This is a genomic window from Pseudomonas sp. A1230 (assembly GCF_044218825.1).
GTDB lineage: Bacteria > Pseudomonadota > Gammaproteobacteria > Pseudomonadales > Pseudomonadaceae > Aquipseudomonas > Aquipseudomonas iridis.
On sequence record NZ_CP162582.1, the window covers coordinates 4,991,441 to 5,008,067 of the forward strand.

The 16,627-nt window shown below is 59.8% G+C and carries 12 protein-coding genes; 5 read left to right on the top strand and 7 right to left on the bottom strand.

Going from position 1 to position 16,627, the window contains the following annotated elements; translation table 11 throughout:
* Window positions 1-149: 149 nt before the first annotated feature.
* Both oadA and AB4P97_RS23395 read right to left on the bottom strand, forming a co-directional pair.
* Window positions 150-1,958, bottom strand: a complete 1,809-nt coding sequence (gene oadA / locus AB4P97_RS23390; RefSeq protein WP_042561842.1) for a sodium-extruding oxaloacetate decarboxylase subunit alpha — start codon at window positions 1,956-1,958, stop codon at window positions 150-152.
* Window positions 1,959-2,059: 101 nt separating this feature from the next.
* A complete protein-coding gene (locus tag AB4P97_RS23395) occupies window positions 2,060-3,475 on the bottom strand; it encodes an acetyl-CoA carboxylase biotin carboxylase subunit (protein WP_042561843.1) in 1,416 nt (471 codons plus the stop codon).
* Between the two features lie 190 nt (window positions 3,476-3,665).
* Here AB4P97_RS23395 and AB4P97_RS23400 point away from each other — a divergent pair, with 190 nt between their 5' ends.
* On the top strand, window positions 3,666-4,628 hold the full coding sequence (locus AB4P97_RS23400) for a LysR family transcriptional regulator (RefSeq protein ID WP_042561844.1): 963 nt from the start codon (window positions 3,666-3,668) through the stop codon (window positions 4,626-4,628).
* On the opposite strand, the gene AB4P97_RS23405 is transcribed toward AB4P97_RS23400, so the two are convergent.
* From AB4P97_RS23405 to AB4P97_RS23415, 3 genes are all read right to left on the bottom strand, one after another.
* Window positions 4,570-4,782, bottom strand: coding sequence for a PA3496 family putative envelope integrity protein (locus AB4P97_RS23405; protein WP_047304266.1), 213 nt, complete (start codon window positions 4,780-4,782; stop codon window positions 4,570-4,572). The genes AB4P97_RS23400 and AB4P97_RS23405 overlap by 59 nt on opposite strands.
* 183 nt (window positions 4,783-4,965) lie before the next feature.
* Window positions 4,966-5,832 (bottom strand): transcriptional regulator HexR, encoded by an 867-nt coding sequence (hexR, locus tag AB4P97_RS23410; RefSeq protein ID WP_042561845.1) that lies wholly within the window; start codon window positions 5,830-5,832, stop codon window positions 4,966-4,968.
* A 127-nt stretch (window positions 5,833-5,959) separates the two neighbouring features.
* Window positions 5,960-8,833: a putative bifunctional diguanylate cyclase/phosphodiesterase gene (locus AB4P97_RS23415; RefSeq protein WP_395601676.1), complete on the bottom strand. Its 2,874-nt coding sequence runs from the start codon at window positions 8,831-8,833 to the stop codon at window positions 5,960-5,962.
* A gap of 256 nt (window positions 8,834-9,089) precedes the next feature.
* Between AB4P97_RS23415 and uvrD the strand changes: the two genes are divergently transcribed.
* The 3 genes from uvrD to AB4P97_RS23430 all read left to right on the top strand — a co-directional run bounded on the left by uvrD (window position 9,090) and on the right by AB4P97_RS23430 (window position 12,987).
* Window positions 9,090-11,273, top strand: a complete 2,184-nt coding sequence (gene uvrD, locus AB4P97_RS23420; protein ID WP_042561847.1) for a DNA helicase II — start codon at window positions 9,090-9,092, stop codon at window positions 11,271-11,273.
* A gap of 295 nt (window positions 11,274-11,568) precedes the next feature.
* Complete coding sequence (locus AB4P97_RS23425) at window positions 11,569-12,441, top strand: Tim44 domain-containing protein (RefSeq protein ID WP_047304270.1); 873 nt, start codon at window positions 11,569-11,571, stop codon at window positions 12,439-12,441.
* 138 nt (window positions 12,442-12,579) lie between these two features.
* The gene (locus AB4P97_RS23430) at window positions 12,580-12,987 is read left to right on the top strand and encodes an SMI1/KNR4 family protein (protein ID WP_003187120.1); all 408 of its coding nucleotides are present in this window, start codon (window positions 12,580-12,582) and stop codon (window positions 12,985-12,987) included.
* Window positions 12,988-13,008: 21 nt separating this feature from the next.
* Here the strand turns inward: AB4P97_RS23430 and AB4P97_RS23435 are convergent, their stop codons facing one another.
* Entirely contained in the window at window positions 13,009-14,772 is a 1,764-nt protein-coding gene (locus AB4P97_RS23435; RefSeq protein WP_042561849.1) for a cation:proton antiporter, read from the bottom strand.
* A 281-nt stretch (window positions 14,773-15,053) separates the two neighbouring features.
* Between AB4P97_RS23435 and AB4P97_RS23440 the strand changes: the two genes are divergently transcribed.
* Window positions 15,054-15,536: an acyl-CoA thioesterase gene (locus tag AB4P97_RS23440; RefSeq protein WP_003229693.1), complete on the top strand. Its 483-nt coding sequence runs from the start codon at window positions 15,054-15,056 to the stop codon at window positions 15,534-15,536.
* 102 nt (window positions 15,537-15,638) lie between these two features.
* Here AB4P97_RS23440 and pdxY read toward each other — a convergent pair whose 3' ends face one another.
* Window positions 15,639-16,511: a pyridoxal kinase PdxY gene (pdxY, locus tag AB4P97_RS23445; protein WP_395601677.1), complete on the bottom strand. Its 873-nt coding sequence runs from the start codon at window positions 16,509-16,511 to the stop codon at window positions 15,639-15,641.
* Between the last annotated feature and the right edge of the window lie 116 nt (window positions 16,512-16,627).

Below are 16,627 nucleotides of genomic sequence, written 5' to 3' on the forward strand. Positions count from 1 at the left end.
GAGCTGCCGCAGGCTGCGATTTTTTGATCTTCGTTTTAAAAGATCACAAGATTTCAGCCTGCGGCAGCTCCTACAGGTGAAAAAACGGACAAAAAAAAGGGGAGCACATGCCCCCCCGAGGTTTAAAGCGTTTGATCGCGGCGGTTATCTCAGCCTTCGATCTCGATCAGGATTTCGCCCGGGTTCACCCGGTCGCCCTTGGCCACATGAATCGCCGTAACCTTGCCGGCGATGGCGGCCTGAACTTCGGTTTCCATCTTCATGGCTTCGGTGATCAGCACAGCCTGGCCCGCCTTGACGGTGTCGCCTTCCTTGACCAGCACATCGACGATGTTGCCGGGCATGGTGGTGCTGACGTGGCCTGGAGCCGACGCTTGCTTGCGCTTGCTGCTGCCCCCGCCGACGAATTCGTTAAGCGGTTCGAACACCACTTCTTCCGGCATGCCGTCGATGGACAGGTAGAAGTGACGCTTGCCTTCAGCCTTCACACCGACACCCGTGATATCGACGCGGTAAGTCTCGCCGTGGACGTCAATGACGAACTCGGTCGGCACACCTTCGCCACTCGCCGACGTCACGGCGCCAGCCTCTGGAATAGGAAGCAGCACTTCCGGCACGAGAGTGCCGGCGGCACGCTCTTCGAGGAACTTGCGACCGATGTCCGGGAACATGGCGAAGGTCAGCACGTCTTCTTCCGACTTGGCCAATGCACCGATATCGGCACGCAGCTTGGTCATTTCCGGTTTGAGCAGATCGGCCGGACGCACGTCGATGACTTCTTCGCTGCCGATGGCCTGACGACGCAGCTTCTCGTTCACCACGCCCGGCGCTTTGCCGTAGCCGCCCTGCAGGTAGAGTTTCACTTCGTTGGTGATGGTTTTGTAGCGCTCGCCGGCCAGCACGTTGAAGAACGCCTGGGTGCCGACGATCTGCGAAGTCGGGGTGACCAGCGGCGGGAAGCCGAGGTCTTCACGCACGCGCGGGATTTCCGCCAGCACTTCAGCCATGCGGTTCAACGCGCCCTGCTCTTTCAACTGGTTGGCCAGGTTGGAAATCATCCCGCCCGGCACCTGATTCACCTGCACACGGGTGTCGACAGCAGTGAATTCGCTTTCGAACTGGTGGTACTTCTTGCGCACGGCGTAGAAGTACAGGCCGATCTCTTGCAGCAGTTCAAGGTTCAGACCGGTATCGAATTCGCTGCCCTTGAGCGCAGCCACCATCGACTCGGTGCCTGGATGGCTGGTGCCCGAGGCGAAGCTGGAGATCGCGGTATCGATGTGGTCAGCACCGTTTTCGATTGCCTTGAGTTGGCACATCGTCGCCAGACCGGCGGTGTCATGCGAGTGAATGAACACTGGAAGCGACTGCTCGGCTTTCAATGCCCGGACCAGCTCACCGGTCGCGTAGGGCGTCAGCAGACCGGCCATGTCCTTGATCGCTACCGAGTCGCAACCCATGGCTTCCATTTGTTTTGCTTGCGCCACGAAAGCGTCAATCGTGTGCACGGGGCTGGTGGTGTAGGCAATGGTGCCCTGGGCGTGCTTACCGGCAGCTTTCACCGCTTCGATGGCCACGCGCAGGTTACGCACGTCGTTCATCGCGTCGAAGATGCGGAACACGTCGATGCCATTAACAGCTGCCTTGGCGACAAACGCTTTGACCACGTCATCGCTGTAATGGCGATAGCCCAACAGGTTCTGGCCACGCAGGAGCATTTGCAGACGCGTGTTAGGCAACGCGGCGCGCAGTTGGCGCAGACGCTCCCACGGATCTTCCTTGAGGAAACGTACGCAGGCGTCGAAGGTCGCGCCGCCCCAGCATTCCAGCGACCAGTAGCCGACTTTGTCGAGCTTGTCGCAGATCGGCAGCATGTCTTCGGTGCGCATGCGGGTGGCGAGCAGCGATTGGTGAGCGTCGCGCAGGATGGTGTCGGTAACGAAGATCTTTTTAGTCATTGGTATCTCCTCATAGCGGCAAGCTTCAAGCTAAGAGCTGCAAGAAAAAGCCAATCTGCTTTTACTTGCCGCTTGCAGCTAAAAGCTCGCAGCTGCTTCATTCATAGGCCTGCGTGGGCGGCGATGGCGGCAGCGATGGCCAAGGCCAGCTCTTCGGGTTTGCGCTTGATCGAGTAGTTGGTCAGTTCAGGGTGGCTTTCAACGAAGCTGGTATTGAACTGGCCGCTACGGAATTCCGGGTTGCGCAGGATTTCCTGGTAGTACGCGGCGGTGGTCTTCACGCCTTGCAGGCGCATGTCGTCGAGGGCGCGAAGGCCACGGTCCATCGCCTCTTCCCAGGTCAATGCCCAGACCACCAGTTTCAGGCACATCGAGTCGTAGAACGGCGGGATGGTGTAACCGGTGTAGATCGCCGTGTCGGTGCGCACACCCGGCCCGCCGGGGGCGTAGTAACGGGTGATCTTGCCGAAGCTCGGCAGGAAGTTGTTTTTCGGGTCTTCAGCGTTGATGCGGAACTGCAACGCGAAACCACGGTGCTGGATGTCTTCCTGCTTGACCGACAGCGGCAGGCCGGAAGCAATCCGGATCTGCTCGCGGACGATGTCGATCCCGGTGATTTCTTCGGTGATGGTGTGTTCGACCTGCACCCGGGTGTTCATCTCCATGAAGTACACCTCGCCCTCGGCGAGCAGGAACTCCACGGTACCGGCATTCTCGTAGCCCACGGCTTTGGCTGCACGCACCGACAGGTCGCCGATGTAGGCGCGCTGTTCCGGGGTCAGTTGCGGGCTTGGGGCGATTTCAATCAGCTTCTGGTTGCGACGCTGGATCGAGCAGTCACGCTCGAACAGATGCACGACGTTGCCGAAGCTGTCGCCGAGGATCTGCGCTTCGATGTGTTTGGGATTGACGATGCATTTTTCCAGGAACACTTCCGCCGAACCGAAGGCCTTGGTGGCCTCGGAGATAACGCGGGGGAAATTCTGTTCGAGTTCTTCGCGACTGTTGCAGCGTCGGATACCGCGACCGCCACCACCGGAGGTGGCCTTGAGCATCACCGGATAGCCGATGCGGTCACCTTCGGTCAGGGCTTCGGCGATGTCCGCCACGTTGCCCTCGGTGCCTGGCGTAACCGGCACGCCAGCCTTGATCATGCTGCGGCGCGCTTCGGTCTTGTCGCCCATGCGGCGAATGACTTCTGCCGACGGGCCGATGAATTTGATTCCGCGCTCGGCGCAGATGTCTGCCAGTTCGGCGTTTTCCGACAGGAAACCGTAACCGGGATGCAGTGCATCGCAGCCAGTTTCCACCGCGAGGTTCACCAGCTTGCGCGGGTTGAGGTAACCGGCCAGTGGTTCGGCACCAATGCTGTGGGCCTCGTCCGCACGCTTCACATGCAGCGCATGCCGGTCGGCGTCGGAAAAAATCGCAACCGAGCGAATGCCCATCTCGGCGCAGGCTCGCACGATTCGTACGGCAATCTCACCACGGTTGGCGATCAGGATCTTTTTTATCACTTGGAGGTTCCCTTGAGCCGGTGGCACCACGACCTGCTAGACCCAGGTCGACGCGTGACCAAATGTTTCAATTTGGTCGCGTCTCCACACTAGCGCTCGCAAGGGATTAACAAAAATGAATAATTATTGGGTTAGGCATAAGTAAACACTTATAGTTGAAAAATCCACCCGAACCCTGAGCCTGAATAAAATGCGTAAGTCACTGATGCGTATGACATTACGCCAGTTACAGATCTTCAATGAAGTGTGTGATTTACGCTCTTACAGCCGCGCAGCCGAGGAAATGTCGCTCACACAACCGGCCGTCAGCCTACAGATTCGTCAGCTCGAAGAGCTGATCGGGCAGCCATTATTCGATTATGTCGGCAAAAAACTCTACATGACCGAGGCCGCCGAAGCCCTTCAGCGTGCCAGTCGAGACATCTTCGGCCGCCTGGAGAACCTCGACATGCAGCTGTCGGACATGCAGGGCTCGCTGCAGGGCCAACTAAAGCTGGCGGTGGAGTCGAGCGCCAAGTATTTCGTGCCACATCTGTTCGCGGCGTTTAAACGCCAGCATCCGGAAGTGAACCTGCAACTGACCGTGGTCAATCGTGGCCAGGTGATCCGACGTCTTTCCGACAACCGCGATGATCTGGTGATCATGTCGATGGTGCCGCAGGACATGGGGCTGGAATTCCTTCCATTTCTCAATAATCCGATTGTCGCCGCGGCTCGCCCGGATCATCCACTGGCGCATATGGGGCCGCTGCGTTTGCAGGATCTTGAGCCGTACACGCTATTGATCCGCGAACCCGGCTCGGGCACGCGACTGGCGTGCGAAGAGTATTTCAAAGAGAAGCGCGTGCACTTCACCCAGACTCAAGAGGTGGCCTCGGCCGAAGCACAACGTGAATGCGTGGCGGCGGGTCTGGGCCTGGCGCTGTTGACGCGCCACGCCCTGAACCTGGAGCTGGCGACCGGCGGCCTGGTCGAGTTGCCGGTCGAGGAGTTACCGCTGTTGCGAAGCTGGTGCCTGGTACAAGCCAAAGCCAAGCGCTTGTCACCAGTGGCGCACGCCTTCCTGGCGTTTATCCGCAGCGAACGCGTGCAGATCAGCGCGCTGGTTGAGCGCTTCGACGGGAAGCTGCCGGTGCCGCCTGCCAATAATTGAGTTCGACTTCCTCGGGAAAACCGCCGATTTCGGCCTGAAGCTGACGAAGTTCATAGCGATCTTCGATTGCGCGACGGAACTCCATGCGGCGCTGGTCTTCCTGCTGACGACGGGTTTTCGCTGCGCTGTTGCGTTCTTCGTAGGGCTGAGCCATTTCGAGTCTCCCAAGGCGATTACGGGAGTTTCACGATAGGCGCGGGGGATGACGGTTTGGCTGCGTCATGGTTACAGACTGATGAAGGTTTGCATCAAACAGCAAAAGATCGCGGCCTTCGGCAGCTCCTACAAGGGAATGCGCACACCCGTAGGAACTGCCGAAGGCTGCGATCTTTTGATCTTAGTCATCCAGTGCTTTCACTGCTTTCGGAGACAAACGCAAGCTACGCAGACTGCGCTTCACGCTCTTGAGGTGGTTGACCAGGCTCGGCCCCCGCGCCATGGCCACGCCCATGGCCAGCACGTCGATTACCACCAGGTGAGCAATGCGCGAAGTCAGCGGCGTATAGATTTCGGTGTCTTCATGCACATCGATCGCCAGATTGACCGTCGACAGTTCCGCCAATGGCGTCTGGCTCGGGCACAGCGTGATCAGCGAAGCGCCGCTCTCGCGCACCAGGTTGGCGGTGATCAGCAAATCCTTGGAGCGCCCGGACTGGGAAATGCAGATCGCCACGTCAGTCGGCTTCAACGTTACCGCCGACATCGCCTGCATGTGCGGATCGGAGTAGGCCGCCGCCGTCAGCAGCAGGCGGAAGAACTTGTGTTGCGCATCCGCTGCCACCGCGCCCGACGCGCCAAAGCCATAGAACTCGACGCGCTGCGCCTGCGACATCAAGGTCACCGCACGCTGCAATTCCACCGGATCGAGCTTCTCGCGAACCTCCATCAACGTGTGCAGCGTGGTGTCGAAAATCTTCAGGCTGTAATCAGCGACCGAGTCGTCTTCATGGATCGCGAACTGGCCGAAACTGGCACCGGCGGCCAGACTCTGCGCCAGTTTCAGTTTCAGATCCTGAAAGCCGGAACAACCGATGGCGCGACAAAAGCGCACGATGGTCGGCTCACTGATGCCGACGTTGTGGGCCAGGTCGGCCATGGAACTGTGCATCACTGCCGCAGGGTCAAGCAGCACGTGGTCGGCGACCTTGAGCTCCGACTTGCGTAACAGGTGACGTGACTGGGCGATGTGTTGCAGCAGATTCAAGGGGCTGGACTCTTGTTATGGTCGGGGATGTAGCAAGCTTGTAGTTATACTACATGAATTGGCTTTTTGCCTGCTCAATGCGTAACTCCATGTCCCCATATCAGGCGCGATGGCGTGCATGTAGCCCTTAAAGCGGGTTTTCCTGCGCACGCAAAAGCCCGGCCAGAGCGGCAGCTTCAACGGGTCGGCTGATCAGATAACCCTGCACTTCATCACAGCGCTCGGCGCGCAAAAATTCCAGCTGCTCCTCGCGCTCTACCCCCTCAGCCACCACTTTCAGCGACAGCCCATGGGCCATGGCGATGATCGCCCGGGTGATTGCCGCATCTTCACTGCTCTCGCCCAAACCACGAATGAACGCTTGATCGATCTTCACGTAGTCCACCGGGATGCGCTTGAGATAACTCAGCGACGAATACCCGGTGCCGAAATCATCGATGGCCAGTTTCACCCCCAGATCGCGCAGTTGCTGGAACGTCGCGATGATGTGCTCAACGCTGTCGAGCAGCTGACTTTCAGTCAGTTCGAGTTCGAGGTAGTGCGGCGCCAGCCCGGTTTCTTCCAGCACTTGTCGCACCAGACTGACCAGCTTGCCTTGGCGCAACTGGTGCACCGACAGGTTCACCGAAACGCGAATCGGCGCCAGCCCCTGACGCTGCCATTCGCACGCCTGCCAGCAAGCCTGGCGCAGCACGAATTCGCCGATCGGCCCGATCAATCCGGTTTCCTCGGCCAGCCCGATGAAGTCCCCCGGCGGCACCTGACCCATGCTCGGATGATCCCAGCGCACCAGGGCTTCCGCCGCATTCAAGCGCCCCGACTCCAGGCACAGCTTGGGCTGATAGAACACCTGTAACTGCTTCTCATCGATAGCTTTGCGCAACTGGTTTTCCAGCTGCAATCGCTCAAGGGTGCTGGCTTGCAGGCTTTCGGTGTAGAACTGGAAATTATTGCCGCCCAGATGTTTGGCATGTTGCATGGCCATGTTCGACTGGCTGACCAGCGCGGAGATCTCCCGTGCGTTGTCCGGCAGCATGCTGATGCCCATCGAGGCGCTGACCACCAATTCGTGCCCGTCAACGGTCAGCGGCAGGCGCAGCTTGGCCGACAGCCGTGTGGCGACCCGCGCCAGACTCGACAGGTTGCCGTAGGCATCGAACAGCACAGCGAACTCGTCGCCAGATAAGCGGGCGATCGTGTCGGCTTCCGGCAAGGCGTTGACCAACCGGCGAGCCATCTTCTGCAGCATCTGGTCAGCGATTTCATGACCCAGGCTGTCGTTGAGCAGTTTGAAGCGATCCAGATTGATGTGCAGCAGCGCCAGACTGCGCCGTCCGCCCTGCCGAAACCGTTGGTGGGCTTCATGCAGCCGTTCGCGAAACAGCGAGCGGTTGGCCAGACCGGTAAGTTCGTCGTAGTGCGTCAAATAACGCATGCGCTCTTCGGATTCACGCCGCGCGGAAAGATCGGCGAAGAAGCCCACGATATGACCGACATTTCCCCGACTATCGCGTACTGCGTTGAGTTGGAGCCATTGCGGATACAGTTCACCGTTCTTGCGGGTCTCCACCAATTCGCCCTGCCAACTGCCGTACTGCTCAAGGGCGGTGCGGATGGCGACGTAGTGGCGGCGGGCATCGCGACTGCATGGCAGCTCGACCACATTACGCCCGAGCATTTCATCAATGCCGTAACCGGTGACCCGGCTGAACGCCTGATTGATCGCGATCAGTGTGTAATTCGGGTCGAAAATCACAATGCCTTCGCTGGCCGCTTCGAACACCGTTGCCGCCAGGCGCTGCTGCTCTTCGAGGCTCTTGCTGGCGCTGATATCCCGGCGAGTGCCGACCATGCGGATCACTCGCCCACTTTCACTGCGCTCTACGGCGCGGCCCCGGTCCTCGATCCAGACCCAATGGCCATCGCCGTGACGCACGCGGTACTCGATCTGATAGTCCTCGCTGCGGCCCTTCAGATGCTCGATCAACGCCTGTTTGAGTGGTGGCACGTCTTCAGGGTGCAGCCGCGGTTTGAGGTCGCGCAGGATGGCGGTGACATATTCCGGGGCCAGACCGAACAGTTCCTGGATCTGCGTGTGGTGGACTTCGTCGGTTTGCAGATTCCAGTCCCACAGCCCCAACTCACTGGCCTTCAACGCCAGCGCCAGACGTGTTTCGCTTTTGCTCAAGGCCTGATTGGCAGCGTCCAGCTCGCGGCTGCGCAGGGCGACGCGGTCTTCCAGCTCGACCTGAGCTTCGCGCAACTTGCCCTCGGCGCAGCGCCGATGGTCTATTTCAGTCGCCAGTTCTTGATTGAGCTGCTCGCTGCGCGCCTGTGTCTGCTGCAGATGTTCGATCAGGTGCTGATTCTGGAAGCGCCGCAGCAAACCACGATCGATCAGACGATTGACCTGCCACGCCACCACGCTCAGCGATCCCAACAGAATCAGCCCGAGCCAGCCCCAACCGCGCGCCTGCTCGTCACCGCCCCAAAACAGATAACCGATCGCCGGCAGCAGACAGGGCAAGGTAAACGACAGAAATGCCGGCAGACTCACCGCGTAGGCGACACTGGCCGACAGGGTCGCGGCGCCGATCAGGCCGAAAACCCAGGCTTGCTGCATGAAGTTGTCGGCGGGTACCAGCGCGATGCCCGCACCGGCCAGGGTCAGGCCGGTCATGGTCGAACCGAGCAGGAACATCCGGCGCCAGATCGGCTGGGCCTGGCGACTGGGGATGGCGGAGTCGAACGCGGCCACCTGAATCACACGTAAAGCCACCAGCGACAACAACCACACCAGCCAGACGCTGACCACGAAATAGCGCTGCGGGCTCCAGAGCAAACCGGCGCAGACCAGACCATTGATCAACATGAACAGCGTAGGCAATAAAGAGCCCTGATACAGCAGACGCGTGCGCTCGACCGCCATCTCGACGGCGTAGTGCTTGCGGATAACCCGGGGTTCCACAGAGGGGCCCGACAGTTCGGCGCTGAGGGTCATGGGCAACGTTCTTGTTCTTATAAGGGGGCGTGCGCCCGAAACGTGGACGGAGCATACACAAGCCGATCCCGTTGCCAAACTGCTCCGGACCACAATTTCATCGAAACTTTTCCCTCCCTCGGTGCCGGCAGAACCCGCAGAGTGAGGCGGGCTGACGCCTGTAGCCAGTGACCGACCGGTCGTCATTGACGGCACTTTCATCGGCTAATGCAAAGCTCGGTTTGCCCGGGCCTGCGGCGCACCCTAGAATGCCCCGATGCGCGATGACCTCTCCCTTCTGCTGAACTCCCTCAACGATGCCCAACGCCAGGCCGTAGCAGCCCCCGTTGGCCGTCAGTTGGTCCTGGCCGGTGCCGGCTCCGGTAAAACCCGAGTGCTGGTGCACCGTATCGCCTGGTTGATCCAGGTCGAAAACGCCTCGCCCCACTCCATCCTGTCGGTGACCTTCACCAACAAGGCCGCTGCCGAGATGCGTCACCGCATCGAGCAGTTGCTGGGTATCAACCCGGCTGGCATGTGGGTCGGCACCTTCCACGGCCTCGCGCACCGCTTGTTGCGGGCGCACTGGCAGGAAGCCGGGCTGAGCCAGACCTTCCAGATTCTCGACAGCGACGACCAGCAACGGCTGGTCAAGCGGGTAATCCGCGAGCTGGGCCTGGACGAGCAACGCTGGCCGGCCCGTCAGGCCCAATGGTTCATTAATGGACAGAAAGACGAAGGTCTGCGTCCGCAACACATTCAGGCCAGCGGCGACTTGTATCTGGCCACCATGCGCGGCATTTACGAGGCCTACGAGGCTGCCTGCCTGCGCGCCGGTGTTATCGACTTCTCCGAACTGCTGCTGCGCGCTCTCGACTTGTGGCGCGACCACCCCGGCTTGCTGGCGCATTATCAGAAGCGCTTCCGGCACATTCTGGTGGATGAGTTCCAGGACACCAACGCCGTGCAGTACGCCTGGTTGCGCCTGCTCGGCAAGGGTGGCGACAGCCTGATGGTGGTCGGCGACGACGACCAGTCGATTTACGGCTGGCGCGGGGCGAAGATCGAAAACATCCATCAATACTCCGCCGACTTCCCGGACGCCGTGACCATTCGCCTGGAGCAGAACTACCGCTCCACTGCCGGCATCCTGAAAGCGGCCAACGCCCTGATCGCCAACAACACCGGACGCCTGGGCAAAGAGCTGTGGACGGACGGCGGCGACGGCGAGGCGATCAATCTGTACGCCGCGTTCAACGAACACGACGAAGCACGCTACGTTGTCGAAACCATCGAAAGTGCGCTCAAAACCGGCCTGGCTCGCAGCGATATCGCGATTCTGTACCGTTCCAACGCCCAATCACGCGTTTTGGAAGAAGCATTGCTACGTGAACGCATTCCGTACCGCATCTATGGCGGCCAGCGCTTCTTCGAGCGTGCGGAAATCAAGAACGCCATGGCGTATCTGCGTTTGCTCGAAGGTCGGGGCAACGATGCTGCGCTGGAACGAGTGATCAACGTCCCGGCTCGCGGCATCGGCGAGAAAACCGTTGAAGCGATTCGCGAGCATGCGCGCCACAGCGATGTGTCGATGTGGGAAGGCATGCGCCTGTTGGTCGCCAATAAAGGCCTGACCGGTCGTGCTGCGGGTGCGCTGGGTGCGTTCATCGAGCTGATCGAGAACCTCGCTGCCAAATGCGCGGAGATGCCGCTTCACTTGATGACCCAAACCGTCATCGAGCAATCCGGTCTGATCGCCTATCACGAAGCGGAAAAAGGCGAGAAAGGCCAGGCTCGGGTAGAAAACCTTGAGGAACTGGTCAGCGCCGCGCGCAACTTCGAGAACACTGAAGAAGACGAAGAACTGACGCCACTGGCAGCATTCCTTGGCCACGCTTCGCTGGAGGCCGGCGACACTCAGGCCGACGAGCACGAAGACAGCATTCAGTTGATGACCCTGCACAGCGCCAAAGGCCTGGAATTCCCTTACGTGTTCCTCGTGGGCATGGAAGAAGGCCTGTTCCCGCACAAGATGAGCCTGGAAGAACCGGGGCGTCTTGAAGAAGAACGACGCTTGGCCTACGTCGGTATCACCCGGGCGATGCAAAACCTGGTGATGACCTACGCTGAAACCCGACGCCTGTACGGCAGCGAAACCTACAACAAGGTCTCGCGTTTCGTACGAGAAGTGCCGAAAGGTCTGATTCAGGAAGTCCGTTTGTCGAACAGCGTCAGCCGTCCGTTCGGCGGCAACCAGTCGATGAGTGGCAGCAATCTGTTTAGCGGCAGCGAGATTCCGGAAACCGGCTTCAGCCTGGGTCAGGCGGTGCGCCATTCGGTCTTTGGCGACGGCGTGATCCTCAACTTCGAAGGCGCGGGTGCACAGGCGCGGGTGCAGGTGAACTTCGGCGAAGGCAGCAAGTGGCTGATGCTCGGTTACGCGAAGCTGGAAGCTATCTGACACCGATCGCTTTTCTGTGGGTGCGAGCCTGCTCGCGAAGGAAATCACTACGGTTTATCTGATAAACCTCGGTGTGGCTTTCGCGAGCGGGCTCGCTCCCACAGGATTCTGCGCTGTAACCCCCAATCGCTCTGAACCAATCGCCTTTTCCTACAGCCAAAAGTACATCCGCTGATTGCCCCGACGGAGCTGAACGTAACCTGTCAGGCAAAAGCCCGAAACACTCTCTCGCTAGCCAGTAACACTTCAGCTGTGCAACATGGCGCGCGTGTCTCCACAAACGGGAATTCCCTTTATGAAACGTTTTCTTAGCATCGCCATGGCGTTGTGCATCGGCCTGACGATGAGCCTCGACGCCAACGCCAAGCGCTTTGGTGGTGGCAAAAGCGCCGGCGCTGCGCCGTCGCACCAGACCAGCCAAATGGCTCCTTCTTCCGCAGCTGGCGGCGCTGCTGCGACCGCTGGTGCTGCCGGTGCCGCTGGCGCTGCTGCCAAGGCCGGCGGTGCTTCGAAATGGCTCGGCCCTCTGGCCGGTATCGCCGCCGGTGGTCTGCTCGCTTCCATGTTCATGGGCGGCGGCTTCCAGGGCATGCAGATCTTCGACATCCTGATCATGGCCGTGATCGCGTTTGTGATCTTCCGCTTCATCGCCGCTCGTCGCCGCAAGCAGCAGGAGCACCTGGCTCCAGCTGGCGCGCCAATGCAGCGTGAAGTGTTCGAGCAGAAGCCTGCCGGCATGGGTTCGATCTTCGGTGGTTCGGCTGCACCTGCTGCCGCCCGTCCGGTAATCAACGCACCTGCCTGGTTCAATGAGCAGAGCTTCCTTGAAGCTGCACGCAGCCACTTCCAGTCGCTGCAGCAGCACTGGGACGCTAACGAAATGGACAAGATCGCCGAGTTCGTGACCCCGCAGATGCTCGAGTTCCTCAAGCGTGAGCGTGCGGATCTGGGCGACGCCTTCCAGTCGACCTACATCGACAACCTCCAGGTTCAACTGGACGGCGTAGATGACCGTGCCGACAAGACCATCGCCACCCTGACCTTCAGCGGTGTGTCGAAGACCTCGCGTTTCGACCAGGGCGAAGTGTTCAGCGAAAGCTGGAACATGGAACGTCCGCAGGGCGAGAACCAGCCTTGGCTGGTGGCCGGTATCCGCCAGAACGGCTGATCCCCTCTGCGTTAAGCATGCGGTAACAAAAACCCCGGACTTGTCCGGGGTTTTTCTATTTCGCGGTTGCATCTATAGCAAGCTACTGTATAAACCGGCCCATATAAACCGCGCCATACAAGCAAGAGGATCCCGGACGTGGAAGAAATTATCGAACAACTGCGCGAAGCCAACGAACCGGTACCGGTTCCTTTGGAGTTGCCTGACGAAGACCTGCTGGTTGAAATCGAAGAACAACTGTTCATCGATATTCCGTTTGTCTTCAGGGAGTTTTTGCTGACGGTCAGCGACGTGGTTTACGGTAGCCTGGAGCCGGTAACTGTCACCGACCCGCAATCGCACACCTACTTGCCGGATGTCGCCGCCAACGCTTGGGATGCCGGCGTGGATCGCAGCCTGATTCCAATCTGCCAGGACGGCGACGACTACTACTGTGTCGAAGAAGACGGCACTGTGGTGTTGTGGCAAGCCGAGGAAGAGCTGATTGCCGAAGAAACCTGGGAATCGGTCTGGCATTGGGCGCGGGACGTCTGGCTGGAAAGCTGATCGGCCAAACGCCCCGGGTGGTCAGTGCCCCGACGACTCCTTGTGGTTGTCGAGGGTTTCCAGCAAGGCCACCTGCATCCGCGTGTGCACGCGGATAAACCAGCGCCAGAGCAGCGCCGCCACGGCGGCCGCGACCACGGCGATCAGCACCAGCAACTTGTTGGTCGGCAGAATACTGGCCGACAAGGCTGCCAGCAGCAGGAAAATCACCAGCAGCGAGAGAATCGGGATCACCTCGGAGATCACCCGGCGCACTCGCTGCGTGTGCCGCCCCGCCATCTCCGGCTTCACGCCCATCTCGGCCAACAGCATCGATAGCGCCTTGAGCTTGCGATAGGCCGCGATCAGAAACGGCAACGACACCAGCAAAGCCCCACCCCAGATCAACGCTTTCTGCCAGCTCGGATCGCTGATCCAGTCTTGCAGATACATCGAGATACGCTCGGCGAAGAACGCACCCGAGAAGAAGATCGCGATGACCAGCGCCAGATTGACCCCGACCTGCAACAGGATTCGCCGGATAATCGACGCCAGCATCGCCCCCTCGCCCTGCGGCTGAATGCTGCGCAGCCATTCGCCATACATCCCCAGCACCCGCCCTAAACGCTGCGGCATCGCGGCGGCCAGTTTGATCGACAGTGGATCGGCGGAGCGAATCAGGTACGGCGTCAGGAGCGTGGTAATCACCGAGACGGCCACGGCCACCGGATAGAGGAAGTTGCTGGTGACCTGCAGCGTCATGCCCAGCGCGGCGATGATGAAGGAAAATTCGCCGATCTGTGAAAGTCCCATCCCTACCCGCAGTGAGGTGCGTCCGTCATTGCCAGCGATAAACGCACCGAGCCCGCAGGACAACATCTTGCCGAGCACCACGGCTACCGTAATCACGGCAATCGGCCAGGCGTATTGCAGCAGAATCATCGGGTCGAGCATCAGGCCGATGGCGACGAAGAAGATTGCGCTGAACAGGTCGCGAACCGGTTCGATCAGTCGCTCGATTTTCAGCAATTGCCGCGACTCGGCCATGATCGCGCCGATCAGAAATGCGCCGAGTACCATGCTGTATTCAAGTTTGACCACCAGCAGGCAAAAGCCGAAACACAAGCCCAGCACGGTGATCAGCAGCATCTCGTTGCTTTCGAATTTGGCGACGTAAGCCAGCAAACGCGGCACCAGCAGAATGCCGATTACCAGCGCGACGATCATGAATAGCGACAATTTGCCGACCGTGGAAAACACTTCGCCGGAGCTCACCGTACCGCTGACCGCGATGCTCGACAGCAAGGCAATGATGCCGATACCGAGGATGTCCTCAACGATCAGGACGCCGAAGATCAACTGTGCGAAGCGCTCGTTCTTCATCTTCAGATCGTTGAGCGCCTTGACGATGATGGTGGTCGAAGAGATCGCCAGGATCGCGCCGAGGAACAGCGAATCCATGGTGTTCCAGTCGAACCAGCGGCCGATTTCGTAGCCGATCCAGATCATCAGGACGATTTCGAGGAACGCTGCGATGAACGCCGTGGCGCCCACCTTGAACAGCTTGCGCAGGCTGAACTCCAGCCCGAGGCAGAACATCAGGAAAATCACCCCCAGCTCGGCAAGTGTCTTGATGGTTTCTTCATCGTGGATCAGGCCGAACGGTGGGGTGTGCGGGCCGATAATGAAGCCGGCGACGATATAACCGAGCACCACCGGCTGCTTGAAACGATGGAACAACACCGTCACCACGCCCGCGACCAACATGATCACTGCCAGGTCCTGAATAAAACTGATGGCATGCATGGCGTGGGCTCCTTGAATGACGAGGCTCGTCGTCAGACATCAGAAAGATCTGAGCAAGCCAGGGTAAAAATCCGCTTTTCTTGTGGGAATTGCCCTTGGGTAGGGCTTTTGCAGGTTAACACCGCGACTTCCCACTGGAAGGCGGTGCAATATTAGGAAACAGATCGATCCCGGCGTGACGGAAGCCAGTCGCCCGGCGTCCCGATAACGGTGCTTTTGAAAAGTGACCAGGCACCCGCAGAGGTGCTTCCAGCAAACCAGCCTTGATCCGTGAGAACGTTATGGAACCCGGAAACGCCCAGCTGTCGATGACGGTACTGATGACCCCCGACATGGCCAATTTCTCTGGCAATGTCCACGGCGGCACCCTGCTCAAATATCTCGACGAAGTGGCCTATGCCTGCGCGAGCCGCTACGCCGGCCGTTACGTGGTGACACTGTCTGTGGATCAGGTGATTTTCCGCGAGCCGATCCATGTCGGCGAACTGGTGACCTTCCTGGCGTCGGTCAACTACACCGGCAACACCTCGATGGAAGTCGGCATCAAAGTCGTCACCGAAAACATCCGCGAGCGCTCGGTGCGCCACACCAACAGCTGCTTCTTCACCATGGTCGCGGTAGATGACCAGCGCAAACCGGCCGCTGTGCCGCCGCTGCAGCCGCAGAACAGCGAAGACAAGCGCCGCTACATGCAGGCGCAGCAACGCCGGCAGATTCGCCAGGAGCTGGAAAAGCGTTATCAGGAGATCAAGGGCGACGCTTGATTGGTAGCGATCTGACGACCGCTTTCGCGAGCAGGCTCGCTCCCACAGGGTTCACGCGGTACCTGTGGGAGCGAGCCTGCTCGCGAATGGGGCGACGCAGTCTTACAAACTGATTGCCGTCGCCTCGAATTTCACCCGCGGATGCGCAATGCGATCCTGCGCCCGCACCAGTTGCAGCTCGTAACTGGCGCACGCCTGCGTTTCCAGCAGCACCTCATGCACCGCTGCCGCCGTGAACTCGAACGCTGCCACCAGACTGTCGCCCAGCAGCACGCGCGCCAGGAACAGGCCGGACGTCAGATCGCCCACGCCCACCGGCTGACGCGGAAACGCCAGCAGCGGACGGCGCAGGTGCCAACTGCCCTCGGTGGTCACCAACAACATCTCGAAACCCTCCGCCGGTTTACCCGGGTAATCCAGATGCTTGACCAGAATGGCTTTCGGCCCGCGAGCCAAAAGCGCCCTCGCCATTGCCAGGCAATCGAACAGCGATTGCGGCTTGCGCCCGGAAAAACTGTCCAGCTCCAACTGGTTCGGACACATGATGTCTGCCACAGCCGCCGCTTCTTCCAGCAGGAAATCGCTGACCTCCGTTGGCACGCTGCAACCTTTCTCCGGATGGCCCATCACCGGGTCGCACAGGTACAGCGCTTTCGGATTGACCGATTTGATGCGCGCCACGCCACTGAGAATAGCCCGGCCCTGCGCTGCGCTGCCGAGATAGCCGGACAGCACCGCATCGCAATTGCCCAGTTCGCCAATGGCCGCAATGCCTTCGACCAGTTCGGGAATCTGTTGCGGCGCCAGCACTTCGCCCGCCCACTGGCCGTACTGGGTGTGATTGGAAAACTGCACCGTGTTGAGCGGCCAGACATTCACCCCGACCCGCTGCATCGGAAATACTGCGGCGCTATTGCCGGCGTGGCCGAACACCACATGAGACTGAATGGCGAGCAGATGAGGCGTACGTTTCATTCGGGTTTTTCCGTAAAACGATTGAAATTCAAGCCGCGCAGTATGCGACGAAACGCAGCCTGTACGACAGACCGGCGACACAGTTAAGCTGGCGCTAACTTTTGGAGTTCATTGTT

Bases quoted from the DNA above. Each gene is read 5' to 3' on its own strand.
- oadA (WP_042561842.1), bottom strand. From the start codon at position 1,958: ATGACTAAAAAGATCTTCGTTACCGACACCATCCTGCGCGACGCTCAC.
- AB4P97_RS23435 (WP_042561849.1), bottom strand. From the start codon at position 14,772: ATGCATGCCATCAGTTTTATTCAGGACCTGGCAGTGATCATGTTGGTC.
- AB4P97_RS23405 (WP_047304266.1), bottom strand. From the start codon at position 4,782: ATGGCTCAGCCCTACGAAGAACGCAACAGCGCAGCGAAAACCCGTCGT.
- AB4P97_RS23415 (WP_395601676.1), bottom strand. From the start codon at position 8,833: ATGACCCTCAGCGCCGAACTGTCGGGCCCCTCTGTGGAACCCCGGGTT.
- pdxY (WP_395601677.1), bottom strand. From the start codon at position 16,511: ATGAAACGTACGCCTCATCTGCTCGCCATTCAGTCTCATGTGGTGTTC.
- AB4P97_RS23440 (WP_003229693.1), top strand. From the start codon at position 15,054: ATGGAACCCGGAAACGCCCAGCTGTCGATGACGGTACTGATGACCCCC.
- AB4P97_RS23400 (WP_042561844.1), top strand. From the start codon at position 3,666: ATGCGTAAGTCACTGATGCGTATGACATTACGCCAGTTACAGATCTTC.
- uvrD (WP_042561847.1), top strand. From the start codon at position 9,090: ATGCGCGATGACCTCTCCCTTCTGCTGAACTCCCTCAACGATGCCCAA.
- AB4P97_RS23425 (WP_047304270.1), top strand. From the start codon at position 11,569: ATGAAACGTTTTCTTAGCATCGCCATGGCGTTGTGCATCGGCCTGACG.